Here is a 14,368-nt window from a genome sequence, read left to right as displayed (position 1 = left end):
TTATAGAAATCCTCTCCAAGATATCCCTAATACTCCGGCAGAAAAGAAACTCCTTTTAAAGAGCATCTTTTTTCTGTAACCTACTTCTCCCCAGCGCCCAATTCTTCCACCAACACCCCTAATCTACGTCCGATGGCCTCCCAGTTGTAAATCTGCTCCACCACCTTCCGAGCGTTGACCGCCAGGTAGGCCCGCCGGGTAGGGTTGCGCAAGAGATCAATTACCGCTTCAGCAAAGCTCCGGGGATCGCCAACAACCTCCAGATGTACGCCGGGCCTGACCTCCAGTCCTTCGCAGCCGAGCGGAGTCGAAACCACGGGCCGGCCTGCGGCAAAAGCCTCCAGGATCTTGTTTCGGATGCCGGTGCCAAAGCGAAGAGGAACCACCACCAGCGAAGCCTGGGCCAAGTATGGACGCAGGTCGGGAACATATCCCACCACTTTCACGCCGGGCAGACTTCCCAAAGCCACAACCTCTGGAGGAGGTTCCTTCCCCACCACCAGCAGCTCTGCGTCCGGCAAAACCTCACGTACTGCAGGAAAGATTTCTTGGCAAAACCAGACGATGCCGTCGGCGTTGGGTGGGTAGCGCAGGTGGCCCCAGAAAAACAAAACCGGCCTCCCGGGGTCCGGAAGCGGCCGGAAGCAATCTAAATCCACCCCGTTGGGCAGGACGGCAATGCGCGCCCCTGGAGCTATTCTGGCCAGCTCCGCCGCGTCTACCGGAGACACTAGAAGCACCAAATCGGCTGACCTCGCCACCCATCTCTCCCAGAAGGCCAGGCGATGCGTCTCCACTCCGTTGAAAACTTTCGCCGGCCACGAAGGCGCAAAGCGCAGCATCCGGCGGCGCAGAAGGCTTACCACATCCGTAAGGTCAGCTACCCGCCTGCAGGAAGCGCAGTGCCGGAGATATCCGGCCATTTTAAGCTGGCAGGCGTAGGCCACATCGAACCCCTGCTCCTGGGTGAGCTGCCGGAGCAGCCGTACCACCCGGGCCGAAGCCCGCGCGGCCATTGTCACCGGCAGGTGGGGCAAGCGCAGGACATTTAGCAGCATCTGTCTTTGGCCGAGCGGCACCGGGTAAACCGCGCGGCACAGAGGCGCTATCGCCCTCTGCCAGGAGCCCTTTTCTTCCCCCGGCGGGCAGAAGGTCACCAGGGTCACCTCATGCTCTGCCGCCAGCGCCTTAAGTAGATGATAGTTCCGAAGCTTGTCTCCCTGGTCGAGCGGCCAAGGAGGTTCTGCAGTAAGAAAGATGATCTTCATGTAAGTGCACTCCGCCTCGCGAACTCAAGCGCCGCCTCGTAAACCCTTATCGTCTCCTGTGCCGTCTTCTCCCACGAAAACTCCCTCGCCCGCTCAAGCCCTTTCTGGGCCAAGCTTCGCCTCGCCTCGTGATTTCCTGCCAGGAAAAGCATGGCAGAGGCTATGGCATCGGCATCAAGAGGCTCCACCAGCATAGCTGCTTCCCCCACCACCTCGGAGAGAGAAGGAATCCTGGAAGCAATAACCGGCGTCCCGCAGGCCATGGCCTCCAGAACCGGCAAACCGAAGCCTTCGTAGAGCGAAGGGTAAATGAACAAGTCGGCAGCGTTGTAAAGCGCGTGGAGCAGATCATCCGGCACGTACCCTAAAAAGATGACTTTCTTTTCCAGCCCCAGCCTGCGCGGGAGTTCGTATATCTCTTCGCAGAGCCAGCCACGCATTCCCGCGATCACCAGAGAATGCTCCAGTCCCTGGGCTACTGCGCGCCCGTAAGCTTCAATCAATCTCCTGAGGTTTTTTCTGGGCTCCACCGTACCCACGAATAGGACAAAAGGCTCGGGCAGAGCCAACTCAGACCTTATCTTTGCCACAACATCCCGTGCCAGGACCTTGCACTTTGGGCTTACTCCGTGCCAGACGGGAAAGATTTTCTCTTCGGGAAGGCCGAAGTACTTTACAATCTCCCTTTTCACAGACGCCGTGGGAGTAATGACTGCCGAAGCTTTCTTTAGAGCAAAGGGTACTCTCCGGGTCAAGTATTCTCTTATCTCCTGTTGGCAGCAATCAGGGTATACCAGATATGCCAGGTCATGGACGGTAACCACCAGGGGACAGGGGGCAAAGATCGGCGTACTGAAAGCCGGAAGGTGGAGAAGATCCAGTTTTAAGCGCCAAGCCGAGCAGGGAAGGGCCAAGCTGTTCCATCCCCGCTTAAACGGCCAGCGGGCCACGGCCTGAGAAAAGTGTCCCGGAAGGCTTTCATTTGCAAATACCGGCCGGCGCGAAACCAAAAAGATCCGGTGCGCACTCGGTTCAAGTTTAGTGAGACCGTCAACTAAGTAGCGGATGTAGTTGGGTATGCCGGTATAGGTGTTAGAAAGCCCCAGAATGTCGACGTCTATGCCCACGCGCACTTTTGCTTAGCCTCCAAGAACTTCACGATAAACTTGAAGCGTCTCTCGAGCGCAGCGCTCCCAGGAAAACTTTTCCGCCCGTCGGTAACCTTGCTCGATTAATTGCTTCCTCAGGCCAGCGTCTTCGAGGAGCACTTTCATCTTGGCCGCTATATCTTCCACATCAGCAGGATTGCACTTGAGAGCAGCATCACCGGCTATCTCGCCCACCGCAGTGGTTGCCGAACAAAGCACCGGCGTGCCGCTAGCCATTGCCTCCAGGATTGGCAGGCCAAACCCCTCGTAAAGCGAAGGATAAACGAAAAAGAGGGCGTGTTCATACAAGGCTCCGATCACTTCGTCCGGCAAGAAGCCAAAAAGCCAAACTCCCTCCCCCGCCAAAGGAGCAAAGATATCTGGCTTCTCAATGCCTGCAACTACCAGTTGGATTCGCGTTCCCGTTTCGGCCCGCAGTCTGCGGTAGGCTTCAAGGAGTCGGGCTGTGTTTTTACGCCGGTCCACTGCTCCGAGGGCAAAGATGTATTCTCCGTTTATGCCCAACTCTTTCAATCGTTCTGCCCACTTCGGGTTCCGCCCGCTTTTTCTCCGACTGGTCGCTATGTAAATAGTTTTTATTTTCTCTGGCTGCACGTTCAGCACCGTCGCAATGTCGCGGCGGGAAAATTCCGAATCGGTGATAATGAGGTCGCTTAAGCGTGCCACCCGGGGCAAAACACCCATCCGGTAGGTGCGGCTTAAACGGTGGCGGAAGGTAAGTCTGGTATCTCCAAACTCCCGCCGGCGGAATTCGATTACATCGTGGATGGTAGTGACAAGGCGGCAGGACTTGAGTAGGACCGGTGCGATGTTGCTGGTGCAGTGCAGCAGGTCCACCTCATCACGGCGCGCGGCCAGCGGCAGAGCCACCTGCTCCCACCAAACCAGGTTTGGAGCAGGAAGCACTTGGACAGTAAAGGAGTCTTGCCGGAACTCCTCCACCACTCCAGGATCTGCTGTGCCGTCTGCGTAAAGAATAAACTTAAACCCCGCTGGCCTCATCCAGCAGAACTCGCACAGCAGGTGGTAGATGTAGTTCCCTATTCCTCGCCGGTTCTTCCGCAGGCCATAGCGGGCATCGATGCCGATTACCCTATCCATATTTTTCTAACTTCCAGTCTTCCCGTCCAGGTTTAGAGCTTGCAACAGTCTCGCCCTGTAGCGCGACCATTCATAGTTTTCCAGAAAATAAGCTCGTCCCTTCTCTCCAAGCTCGTTCCTCAAAGCTACATTGCCACGAAGGGCCTCAACAGCCTCTACAAATTCGCAATAGTCGCGGTAAGCGAAGCCGGCCCCGGAACGGGCAACGTGCTCAGCCAGCACCGGGCAATGCCCGTTAACAATTACCGGAGTACCCATCATAAAGGCCTCCAAAACCACAATGGAAAGGGACTCATAGGGACTGGGCAGAACCACTGCCAAAGCGCCAGCCATGAGCCGGAGCTTTTCCTCTTCGGAAACGAAGCCACAAAGCTCAATCCCGGCACTTTTCTCCATCTTGAAGCCTGGACTTGCCAGGCCGATGAGCTTTAGTTTTAGGGCGCTCTCAGGATGCTCGTTCTTGTAGCGGGTAAAGTAATCTAGCAGAATATATACCCCTTTAGCAGGATCAATGCGCCCGGCATAGAGGAGGTATGGCTTTTGATCGCCCTGCTTCGTTTTGTATTGAAGCGCAGTTCTTCCGCTACTTACATTCTGGTCGCTTAAACCGTAACCCACCACCGTTCCTTTCACCTCGCCCCAGAGCCGCCGCGCCAAATCCGCCTCTTCCTGAGTCAAAAACAAGAGGTTATACCGGGAGTACTTGCGCCATATGAAGAGATAGGCATGGGCTTCATCGTGCAGGGTGGGATGAAGGAAGACTCTTCTTGGATCGCCGACACAGTCCACCCCGAAATAGGTGGTTGGGTATAGATAAGTAAAGAAAATCACAGCATCGTAAAGGGGCCAGTTATCCCAAAGATACCGAAATAAGCTGGAAGAAAGGGGCCCCTGCCACCGGATGAGTTCTTCCTGAAAACCTACCGGTAGCCTCAAACAGCGCTCCCGCCAGCTTTTCTTCTGCAAAGGAGAAAGCTCAAAGAAGCGCTCGGGATTAACCCCGTTTAAAAATATCCTGTTTAGCTCGTGAAAGTAGTGCGGCCTTTCAAAATCCGGATGAAAGCGCAGTACCCTCAGGCCGTCTTCAACAACCTCTCCTTCCCGATAATATCTTGCCCAGGTGATATGATCTCTCGCAGTAGAGGTCAAAACATTCACTTCACAATGATCTTTAAGAGCTTGAGCGGCAGCACTTGCAAGAGTTTCAGCTCCACCTAGGACCTCCCTGCCAAACCGCTGAACTACTATAGCCACTCGCTTCATGAGGAGTACACTCCTCCCAGAGCCCCGAGGAAGGCGGCCTCCAGGACCTGCCGCGCAAAGCGCCTATGGTAGTTATTTCTGCCATGACTTGCGAGATGAAGCCGGTAATCGGGATTGGCCAAGAGCACCGCCACGGCCGCGGCAAAGCGCTCATAATCCAGCTCTTCGAAAACAAGCTGGTTTTCCCCTGCTGTCTCTGGCACCGCGGCGCGTCCCAGGGCCACCACCGGCACTCCTAGAGCCTGGGCCTCAACTATGGGCACACAGAAGCCCTCATGCTCGCTGAGGGTCAAGAAGACGCTCGCAGCCAAATAAAAGGCCTTAAGCTCCGTTTGGCTGGCCTTTCCCGGAAAGATAACCAGGTCAAAGAGGCGGTTTACCGCCAAATAACTCTCTACCTCGCGGTAGTACTTCGCAAGCCGGGGGTCCCTGTTGCCCACCCAGATAAACCGGAATTTAGCACCGCATAAATCCAGCAACGAACGGGCTACGCGGACAAAATGGTGCAAGCCCTTGTTGGGGACTTGCCTCCCTACAAAAAGAATTATGGGTCTGCTGTCAGCCAGAAGGCTTTCTAGTGTTCTAATATCAGCCTGTAAAGAAAGTAGCTCATCGGCTTGGTGAAAGGGAGCTACCACCCAGCATTTATCCAGGGGCGCTCCCTCGTTAATCAGCTCCTTACAGTTGTATTGGGAATCAGCGAAAAAATGGGTACAGAGCTTGGTCAAACGCCTAGTTTGCTCCCTCCCGCGCTTCACCAGCTTTTCTAGTTCCGCGCTGTAACCGGCAAAGAACTGGGGTGGCGTTACATTGTGATAGCGCAAAATCCGATAAGATCCCGCATGCTGGTTAAGAATCTTCTCCCCTGTTAACCACTCGATTCCGTGGTGGTAAATTATCACTCCCGCCCTTTTTACTCGATCCACACTGGCCATCAGAGGAGCGAACTGAGGCTCGTAATGCTCGGCATAAAGATACACATCGATTCCTTTTTTCCTAAGGAGCTTAAACTCTTCCAGTACATCGTTCCCTATGGCGTCTCCTGAAGAAAGGCTTGGTAAAAGAATGGCTACAGAAGAGTTCTCAACCACCACTACCGCCACCCCACTACCGCGTAGTCCTGGTACCCGAAGACTGGCTCGTTGAGCTTGGCAATATTCGGCTCGTCGCCCTGCAAGCGCGCTCCCTCGGGTACAGGAGAGCTAAACCTGACCTCTACCCGCCGGAAGCCCGCTACTTCCAGCAAAAAGCGCAAAGTCGGAGCAGGAATAGGGCGCTGGTGAGTAAGATCTAGCCAGAAATTCTGCAGCGCCACCAGCGAGTGCGGATTCACCGTCTCCAGGATTATCACCCCGCCGGGCTTGAGCTTGACCAGGGCCATCTGCACCAGGTGCCAGAGTTCCTGGGGAGTAAGGTGTTCAACTAACTGGAATGCGGTAACGGCACAGAGGCTTTCATCTGGCAATGACTGGAGGTGAGCTATGGCATCCGCCCTTTCCACCTCAAGGCCCTTTTCCCGGCATCGACTGACCATGGCCTCGTTTGAGTCCACGCCTTTTGCCGGGATGCCCACCTCGCGGCAGAGTTCCAAAAACTCGCCCCTACCTGCACCCAGGTCCAGCAGGTAGCCGCCGCAGGTTTCGTAAGCTTTGCGCACATCGGGTATGTACGCCCTCTGCCTTTCTTTGATTAACTCCTCCGGGCCGCGGAACTGTTGCTCAAAGACGTGGTAGAGCCAGGTGGTGTCCTCGGGGTCCTGAAGTGGAGAGAGTGCCCGCTCTGGGCCTTCTTCTTCCCGCGGCAAAGGCCATTTACCCATGCGCTGGTACTGCAGGGCTAGGGCCAGCTTGGCCCTTAAGAAAACTGCCTCCGCCCGGTAATCCTCTACCAGGCGACGCAGAGAAGCTAGTTCTTGAAGCGCATTCTGGACCTGCTGCTTTGCCTCGATCAACTCGCGTTGAAGATCAGCTTTGTCGGCGGCTACTCCAGTAAGCGCCTGCTCGAGCTTGGTATCCCACTGCTCGAAGACCTTCTTCAGCTCTTCAAGCTTATCTAGCCTTGTCACTAATGCTTCTACTTGTTCTCCCAGCGATGAATTTCTCGCTTCCTCCAGGTGCAAAGTTATTTTCCACAGGAGGTCAACAACTGTGTTGTTGAAACTGGTTATCTGCTGGAAAAGGGGCTGGTAGAGCCAGTAGGTACTTTTCCGCACCGCCCGCTTGAAAAAGGTAATAAGAGGGCCCCAGAAGGGCCTTAAAGAGCGCACTGGGACGCGGTTGATATCTACCGTCGCCAGGCTTAAGACCTGCTCCAGGGAGAGCCTCAACTGTTCCTCAAGCCCGTTCTCCGGCAAAAATCCCCGGAAAGCCTCCGAGTTGGCTGCCCTCTTGGCAGACAGAAGCTCTTCAATGTCCCGTTTTATGGCCTGGATAACCGGATCTTCGGAGCTCATCTTAAAGATTATCTCCCCTTTCAAAAGTATCCAAGTTCACGCAGCCTCTGCATGATTCTCTCTTTGTCTTGCGCGCGGCCCGCCCGCTCGTGACCACCTTCGGTGGCCGGTTTGGTGCAGGGCTTGCAGCCTAGGCTACGGTAACCCTGATCGTAAAGGGAGCAGTAAGGAACTTTATACTTGCGGATGTAACTCCAGATGTCTTGCTCGGTGAAGTGTAGCAGAGGATGAACGCGTATGTGGGGTGGATCGTTTCTTTTGGAGAAATAATCCTCGTTTGCCCGGGCAGGGTTTTCATCCCAGCGCACTCCGGTGAAAAGAGCCTTTAGGCCTAACTCCTCAATAGCCTTCTTCATCGGTACAGTCTTCAGGTGGTAGCAGCACTCTTCCGGGTTCTGCGCTATCTTTAGCCACTTTAAAGCCTCTTCGTTCCTAAAAATTCTCAGGTCGAACTTCCATTCCTGCTGCAGCCTATCCCGAAAAACGCAAACTTCGGGGAATTTAACCGAAGTGTCTATGTTTACTACCGGGAAAGGTATGTGGCCGTTAAAGGCGCGCCGTACTAGGTGTAAAAGCACGGTGGAGTCTTTCCCTCCTGTGAAAGCCACGGCCATTTTCTCGCCAAACAGCTCAAATGCCTGGCGAACGATTTCTAAGCTCTTTTTCTCCTCTTCGCTAAGGTTGTGGGAAACCGAAAAAGTTTTCTTACTACCGATAGAGGTTACCAGAACCATGTTTTTCTCTTTTTCTTCCGCGAACACCGGTGCAGTTTTAACGGCTCTGGCTTCCAGCGCCAGGATTTCCTGGAGAAACCGGCAGCCTTCCGTCAGGAGAAAGAAGTTGTCCCCCAAAGAAAGAGGGTTTTCTTCTCCCGGGTCGTCTTCCAGGTCGTAAAGGTAAATACGGGGCCTGGACCGGTATTCCTCACAGCGCAGGAATTCTTTGAGCAACTGCTGCCTGGAAACGTTGCCTTTACGTAGCGCCTGCACGTGTTGCGCCAGCCCTTCTTCGTCTTCGAATCGGGCCAATATCTTGCGGTAAAGCAGGCCCACATAGTCCTCGTCTGAAAGTACAGGCAAGTCGGGGCCCTGGAAATCCTCAGGCTTGCCCGTGAGAATAAACTTGTGCGTTGAAGTGCGCAGGCAACGCTGGAGGAGCAGCCATTCGTGACTTGCTACCTTGGTTGACAGGGCAGCCGATTTTTCCCTGGTACTTTCGATTAGCCTTCCGTTCCCCGCAAGCTGATTTTGGTTTCGAATATAAGCTTCGCCCAATTCCCAAGCCGCACTTTGAAATCGTTCTGCATCCTTCACCTGCCAGACTTCAGCGTAAGCTGTTTCTCTCGCCACGCTTCTTATAAGTGAAACACCATCAGAAAGTACAGGCTTTTCTTTAAGGTCTGCAGCCTCTACGAGAGTGGGGAAAATATCTACCAAAGAGACCAATTTATCTACCACGCCGTGTGGTTCACCTGGAATCTTAATTATTAGTGGAACGCGAAGCACTTCGTCATAAAGTTCTCCGCCGTGAGCAAAATAGGTTGGATCATGATAGAAACAACGTCCCTCACCATGATCTGAGAAGATGACTACCAGCGATTGATCCCAGTAGCCCCCGTCCTTAAGAGCATCGACAAAACACCGCAAACGCCCTCGATCAAACTTTCTTACACCTCCTACGTAAAGCCGCAAGAGATGGTCGCGGCTCCAATTTATGGTTCGAACAAAGTTCTGCCATAAAGTGTAGGGTTGCTTGCTCTCAACCTTAGACAAGCCGTGGAAGCGATAAATGTCTGTCATGAGATTAAAATAGTCATCGTTATATGCTTGCGTTGGTGGAGCTTCTGAGAAGAAATATGGCTCGTGCACGTCCATTGTGTGCCAAAAAAGAAAAAGTTTATATCCTCGGTAGGAGCCTAAAAGCCGAAGTACCTCGGCATCGTTACGTACAATCAAATGATCAAAGCCTCTTCCCATATCCAGAGGAACAAAAAGCTCGGGAGTATCAGTCGCACAAATGGTGCGGTAGCCATTTCGCCGGAAAACTTCAGCCATAGTGGTTACATCAGGATGGAGCTTGGTGTGAAAGAAAGCCCGCACGCCATGGCGCGGAGGATAAAGTCCGGTGAAAACCGACGCGTGGGCTGCAGTGGTATAGGTGCTAGTGCTGATGCAATTGGTGAAGCACAGGCTTTCTGCGGCTATGGCGTCCAAAGTGGGGGTATCAAGATATTTCAACAATCCATACTTCTCAAGTTCCCTTTTGTCTGGCTGGTAGCCCACGCAGTCGTAGCGCAAGTTGTCAATGGAAATTAGGATTACTTTGTCGATTATCGGCAACATTTCAGTTGCTCCCCCTCAAGCAAACAAAATAGAATACGTTAGGTGGCCTTAGAATGACAGTTTCTCCCGCCACCAGGTCAAGAGGTCAGCCAACGTCTGGCGAAAGGAAATCTGAGGCGCCCAACCTGTTTCCTGGCGGATCTTGGTGGCAGAACCGAGCAACAGGGGGATGTCGGTCCTGCGCTGCAACTCTTCAGAGGAACACAAGTTGATCTCCACTCCGGCAATTTCGGCCAAGAAGTTGGCGGTTTCCCTTACAGTATAGGCCCTCTCACTGCAGACATTGTAAGCCTCTCCGGGGCGGCCTTTTTGTAAAAGCAACCAGTATGCGCGCACCACATCCCGGACGTCGGTGAAATCCCTAGCGGCGTCCAGATTGCCAGCGGTAATCACTGGCTCGGTGCAGCCCAAGGATATTTCTGCCACCTTCTTAGCCAGCCGGGAGCACACGTAATCGGTAGTTTGGCCGGGACCAGTATGATTAAAAGGGCGCGCTCTGATGATGTGCAGCCCCTCGGCGGCATAGGCACAAGCCGCCATCTCGGCAGCGGCTTTACTGGCAGCATAGTGGCTGAGCGGTGCTAAGAATTGCCCCTCGGTTATAGGCTGCTTCTCCGGGTGGACGGCGCCGTAAGCAGCCGCCGAGCCGACATATAGCACCCGGGCCTGCGGCGCAGCTTCGCGCACCGCCTCGAAAAGGTTCAGGGTGCCACAGAAGTTGACCCAGTAATATTCCTCTGGTTCCTTGCCAATTGTGACGGCAAGGCCCGCCAGGTGGTATATTTCATCTGGAACAAATTCATGGATAAGAGACCGTATAGCCTTCTTGTCGGTTATATCTACTTGTTTCACATCGGCTTTTTGGAAGAGTTGATCCTTAGGCTGTTGTCTGTGGTAAGTAGCGCACACAGTGTAGCCTTTTTCCAAGAGGAGCTTTACAAGATAATAACCCGCAAAACCGGCGGCGCCAGTAATTAACGCCCGCATTGGTCTTCTACCCTCTTCAAGTCTGCTTCAACCATCAAGCGCACTAGCTCCTTAAAAGTGGTGCGCGGCCGCCAGCCGAGCTTTTCCCGCGCCTTGTTTGCATCACCCACTAAAAGCTCCACGTCGGCCGGACGGTAAAAGGCAGGATCCTCCACCACGTAGTCCCTCCAGTCCAAACCAACACAGGCAAAGGCTTCTTGGGCGAACTCTTGCACGCTGTGAGTTTCACCAGTAGCAATTACATAATCATCGGGCTCGGGTTGCTGCAGCATCAGCCACATAGCCTCTACATATTCAGGAGCATAGCCCCAATCTCGCCTGGCCTTCAGGTTTCCCAGGCGCAATTCATTGGCCAACCCGTGTTTGATTCTGGCAACTGTATACGTAATCTTCCTGGTCACGAACTCAAGCCCCCGTAAAGGGGACTCATGGTTAAAAAGGATCCCTGAGCAGGCAAAAATGCCGTACGCTTCCCGGTAGTTTACCGTCATCCAGTGCGCATAAAGCTTAGCTGCGGCATACGGGCTACGCGGGTAAAAGGGAGTTTTTTCATTCTGAGGCACAGACTGCACCTTGCCAAACATTTCGCTGGAAGAGGCTTGATAGAATTTTATTTTAGGGTTGACGATACGGATCGCCTCAAGCATTCTGGCCGCTCCAAGTCCTGTTACCTCTCCCGTAGCCACTGGCTGGTCGAACGATACGGCGACGAAACTCTGCGCGGCCAAATTGTATACCTCGTCGGGCTGCACCTTTTCCAGGACGCGAATGATGTTCCCCAAATCGAGGAGGTCAAGGGGAATAAGCTCCACTTCCTCCCTAATGCCCAGATAATCCAAGCGCTCCAGGTTTAAAGTGCTGGCGCGCCGAAAGGAACCAAAAACCTTGTAACCCTTGCTTAAAAGAAACTGTGCTAGATAAGCTCCATCCTGGCCGGTTATACCTGTAATTAAAGCTTTTCTGTTCAAGTCTCTTCCTCCATTCGTGTACGCAAAAGCTTCTTTATTTGCTTTTCGTTAGAAACGTTCGACATTCCTTGTGAAAATTCCTCCATGTTTTGCAGGGTTTGGCTTTAGGCTGAAGCTGCTTCTCTCTGAACGGTAAGCTGGCAACATCTCTGGAGTTACCCCGCCATCCCACCCACAAAGGCCGCGTAGGCTTGCGCCACCTCTTTGGCCGGCTCCTGCATCCTCACTTCCCCCCGGTCCAACCACACGGGATAGTGGCACAGCTGTTTCATTTTTGCTATCAAGTTCTATCAGATGATGGTGCCTTGATAGCAAAGCAGGCCGAAAGTTCACGCTCTCCGAGAGGCCGGGTTGAACCCGCCCATCCGGCTGGCAGGATGAGCGGACCGCGGGCTTCTGGAGTCCCGCCCGAAACAGTCACCCCGAACCGCAAAGACTTCATCCAGCAACACGAAGGCCACCGTCTTTCCATGCAAGCCCGGAGCTTCCAAACGGCGGAGTGGTTCTGACGCCCCGCCTGCAAGGGCTCCCACCCGGAAGGCCGGAAACCGCTTGCCAGCCCCCCAGAGCGGCGTTTGCCGCGCACCCCAGAAGAGCCACCCGGCGGTGCTCAGGGTTTCCTACCCTTCATCGTCAAAGCCCGCCTTCGCGTGCACTCTCAGCCAGCCAGCGCACGTTCCAGCGGTGCTTTCTCCCGCCGGGTCGGTTCCCGGCCCACATGCTCCGGGACACCCGGAGCAAAACAACTGCGGCCCCAAAAACTAGACCGCGCTGTTCTCGGAATAGCGACGCAACAAAATCTCCTTCACCTTGCTCCTGGGCGTGTACCGCGTTATCTCCTCATCGTGCAGCCTGGCCTTCAGGTTCATCGCGGCCACCTGGTCGGCATCGGCGGTAAATCCGCACTCCCGGCACTCAAAAATGTCTCCCTTCCGGTTCTGCGGGTCCACCCACCCGCACACGGGGCAGGTCTGGCTGGAATAGGCCGCGTTCACCGGACCGGGGTCCTCCACGGAAAACACGAACCACTTATACTCTCTGCGTTCCTTAATGATGTGCCTCCGCCACCCGGAAATTTTCCGGGCCAATTCTTTGCTCTTCGCTTTGCCCTGCAAGTGCGATAGATCCTCGTAGGCCACTACCCTGGGCCTGCGCGCCTTCAGAAACTCGTTGAAGGCGCGGTTGATTTCGTTTTCGCACCTGCGCCGGAGCCTCCGGTGCCGCTTCCGCTGCTTGGCCAGGCCCAGGTTGTGCCTCCTCATGCGCCGCGCCCTGGCGGGGTCCCGCTCCAGGTTCCTGCGATAAAGCGCCCAGAGCTTCTGGCGCTTCCTGCCCTTGTCCAGGATGTAGTCCGACATTTCCTGAAGGGCTTCACCGTACTCAGCCCGGTACTTCCTGCCCGTGTCGTCGGTGAACACCTCCGTCACGCCAAGGTCTATGCCTGCCTCTTCACTCCCGGCGGGAAAGACTACCGGCTCACAGCTTATATGAACTTCCACCGCCCGCTCGTCGGGCAGGAGCACCACCCGCAGGTTCCCCTCCACCGCATGCGCCCCCGCCAGAGGAATGACCACCCTCTCCCCGGGAGTCAGAGTGGACACCGCTATGTACTGCCGCTTCTCCGTGAAAAACACCCGGTACATCTGCTGGTCCACCACGAAGCTGCGGGCCTTCTTCACCCTAGGTCTCCTGCCGAGAACGCGGCGGAGCACGCGCCTCAAATAGTTCCTTACCCTGCGCCGCCCGGCTCCGTCCAGCTTTACCTGCTCACCGGTGACATCCTCGCCGGTGAAGATGGACTGGATGCGTTTCCAGTCGCGGCCACCCTTCCGAGGCCTGTACAACAGCCAGAAGGCATAGTGCTTTTCTTCATCGGTGAGTTCCTCGTGGCGGGCAACCAAGCCCCTTGCAGTTTCTATGGCCGCCTCCCACTGCCTCTCCAGGGTGAAAAGGGCATCTTCCAAGGCCAGCTTCCACATGCGGGCCTGCAACCCGAAGGGGCTCGCAAAGCTGGCAGAGACCAACTCGTCCCGCAGGGTACGCTTGTCGCCCAGGTAGTGCAGGTACTTAATGTGGGCGTACTCCACCAGGAAGGCATCCTTCTGCCGGGCGTAAGCCTCAGCGGTTTCGACCAGCCTGGCCCACTTTCTGTCGTTCAGCGGCAGGCTTTTCTGCCTCACCGTCCGCTGCATCAAAAAGCGCCTCCCGGACCTTTTTTACCAGCTTTCGCGCCCTGTACGTCCGCTGGCCGTAAAGCCTGGCCGCAAAGTGCTGCACGATGCTCACCAGGTCTTCGGCCAGCTCCTGCGCCGGAGACGCGTCCTCCGCACGGTTGACCACCAGTATCTCACAGCCGAACTTGGCAAACAGTTCCGCGAAAAACTCGAACCCGAACCGCACCAGGCGGTCTTTGTGGGCCACGATCACTGTCTTGACTTCCCCCGCGCGTGACCATGCCGCAGAGCTTCAGGAAGTTTTTCCGCCGGTAATTGAGGGCGGAACCCACGTCGGTGAGGATTTCGTCCACCGTTATCCCTCTGCCCGCGGCAAACTCCTTCAGGTAGTTCAACTGGTTCTCCAGGTCCGGCTTTTGCCCAGCCGAAGATACCCTGGCGTATAGCACGACTTTCTTGGGCTCTTCGCGGTTCTTCAGGCCCAGAGCGCGGTAAAGCATCTCTTCGGTGTACCTGCGCTTGCCGGTGGGCGTCCTCAGGGCAACCAGTTTGCCCTCCCGGTCCCACGCACGGAGCGTAGAGATGCTCACACCAAGCTTTTCGGCAAATTCCCTGATAGTGTAGAGTTTCATAAAAACACCACC

The 14,368-nt window shown here is 55.0% G+C and carries 10 protein-coding genes and 1 pseudogene; all 11 read right to left on the bottom strand.

The genetic code is table 11. The annotated features are described in order from the left end of the window. Positions 1 to 80 precede the first annotated feature (80 nt). The 11 genes and pseudogenes from G454_RS20380 to G454_RS18420 all read right to left on the bottom strand — a co-directional run bounded on the left by G454_RS20380 (position 81) and on the right by G454_RS18420 (position 14,356). Positions 81 to 1,268 (bottom strand): glycosyltransferase family 4 protein, encoded by a 1,188-nt coding sequence (locus G454_RS20380; RefSeq protein WP_051276121.1) that lies wholly within the window; start codon positions 1,266 to 1,268, stop codon positions 81 to 83. Beyond that, the gene (locus G454_RS0108710; RefSeq protein ID WP_027718318.1) at positions 1,265 to 2,401 is read right to left on the bottom strand and encodes a glycosyltransferase family 4 protein; all 1,137 of its coding nucleotides are present in this window, start codon (positions 2,399 to 2,401) and stop codon (positions 1,265 to 1,267) included. The genes G454_RS20380 and G454_RS0108710 overlap by 4 nt, the downstream gene beginning before the upstream one ends. A 6-nt stretch (positions 2,402 to 2,407) precedes the next feature. After that, complete coding sequence (locus G454_RS0108705) at positions 2,408 to 3,538, bottom strand: glycosyltransferase family 4 protein (protein ID WP_027718317.1); 1,131 nt, start codon at positions 3,536 to 3,538, stop codon at positions 2,408 to 2,410. Positions 3,539 to 3,544: 6 nt separating this feature from the next. Beyond that, positions 3,545 to 4,801 (bottom strand): glycosyltransferase family 4 protein, encoded by a 1,257-nt coding sequence (locus G454_RS0108700; protein WP_027718316.1) that lies wholly within the window; start codon positions 4,799 to 4,801, stop codon positions 3,545 to 3,547. Then, positions 4,798 to 5,904, bottom strand: coding sequence for a glycosyltransferase family 4 protein (locus G454_RS0108695; protein ID WP_156896714.1), 1,107 nt, complete (start codon positions 5,902 to 5,904; stop codon positions 4,798 to 4,800). The genes G454_RS0108700 and G454_RS0108695 overlap by 4 nt, the downstream gene beginning before the upstream one ends. Beyond that, a complete protein-coding gene (locus G454_RS20375; RefSeq protein WP_156896713.1) occupies positions 5,895 to 7,253 on the bottom strand; it encodes a methyltransferase domain-containing protein in 1,359 nt (452 codons plus the stop codon). Before G454_RS20375 ends, G454_RS0108695 begins: the two co-directional genes overlap by 10 nt. A 20-nt stretch (positions 7,254 to 7,273) precedes the next feature. After that, positions 7,274 to 9,595 (bottom strand): phosphoadenosine phosphosulfate reductase domain-containing protein, encoded by a 2,322-nt coding sequence (locus tag G454_RS20890; RefSeq protein ID WP_084413386.1) that lies wholly within the window; start codon positions 9,593 to 9,595, stop codon positions 7,274 to 7,276. Positions 9,596 to 9,643: 48 nt separating this feature from the next. Continuing rightward, the gene (locus G454_RS0108680) at positions 9,644 to 10,582 is read right to left on the bottom strand and encodes a GDP-mannose 4,6-dehydratase (protein ID WP_027718313.1); all 939 of its coding nucleotides are present in this window, start codon (positions 10,580 to 10,582) and stop codon (positions 9,644 to 9,646) included. Further along, positions 10,570 to 11,550, bottom strand: coding sequence for a GDP-mannose 4,6-dehydratase (gene gmd / locus G454_RS0108675; RefSeq protein ID WP_027718312.1), 981 nt, complete (start codon positions 11,548 to 11,550; stop codon positions 10,570 to 10,572). The genes G454_RS0108680 and gmd overlap by 13 nt, the downstream gene beginning before the upstream one ends. Positions 11,551 to 12,311: 761 nt before the next feature. Continuing rightward, complete coding sequence (locus tag G454_RS0108670; RefSeq protein WP_035107505.1) at positions 12,312 to 13,742, bottom strand: RNA-guided endonuclease InsQ/TnpB family protein; 1,431 nt, start codon at positions 13,740 to 13,742, stop codon at positions 12,312 to 12,314. Then, positions 13,669 to 14,356: pseudogene (locus G454_RS18420) on the bottom strand (IS607 family transposase). The gene G454_RS0108670 and the pseudogene G454_RS18420 overlap by 74 nt, the downstream one beginning before the upstream one ends. Between the last annotated feature and the right edge of the window lie 12 nt (positions 14,357 to 14,368).

This window comes from Desulfovirgula thermocuniculi DSM 16036, assembly GCF_000429345.1.
GTDB classification, from domain to species: domain Bacteria; phylum Bacillota; class Desulfotomaculia; order Desulfotomaculales; family Desulfovirgulaceae; genus Desulfovirgula; species Desulfovirgula thermocuniculi.
Note: the sequence above shows the minus strand (reverse complement) of the source record. Positions and strands in the feature narration are given on the sequence as shown.

Excerpts from the sequence above, each read along its gene's own strand:
- G454_RS0108670 (WP_035107505.1), bottom strand. The coding sequence starts at position 13,742 with ATGCAGCGGACGGTGAGGCAGAAAAGCCTGCCGCTGAACGACAGAAAG.
- G454_RS0108705 (WP_027718317.1), bottom strand. The coding sequence starts at position 3,538 with ATGGATAGGGTAATCGGCATCGATGCCCGCTATGGCCTGCGGAAGAAC.
- G454_RS20890 (WP_084413386.1), bottom strand. The coding sequence starts at position 9,595 with ATGTTGCCGATAATCGACAAAGTAATCCTAATTTCCATTGACAACTTG.
- G454_RS0108680 (WP_027718313.1), bottom strand. The coding sequence starts at position 10,582 with ATGCGGGCGTTAATTACTGGCGCCGCCGGTTTTGCGGGTTATTATCTT.
- G454_RS0108700 (WP_027718316.1), bottom strand. The coding sequence starts at position 4,801 with ATGAAGCGAGTGGCTATAGTAGTTCAGCGGTTTGGCAGGGAGGTCCTA.
- G454_RS20375 (WP_156896713.1), bottom strand. The coding sequence starts at position 7,253 with ATGAGCTCCGAAGATCCGGTTATCCAGGCCATAAAACGGGACATTGAA.
- G454_RS20380 (WP_051276121.1), bottom strand. The coding sequence starts at position 1,268 with ATGAAGATCATCTTTCTTACTGCAGAACCTCCTTGGCCGCTCGACCAG.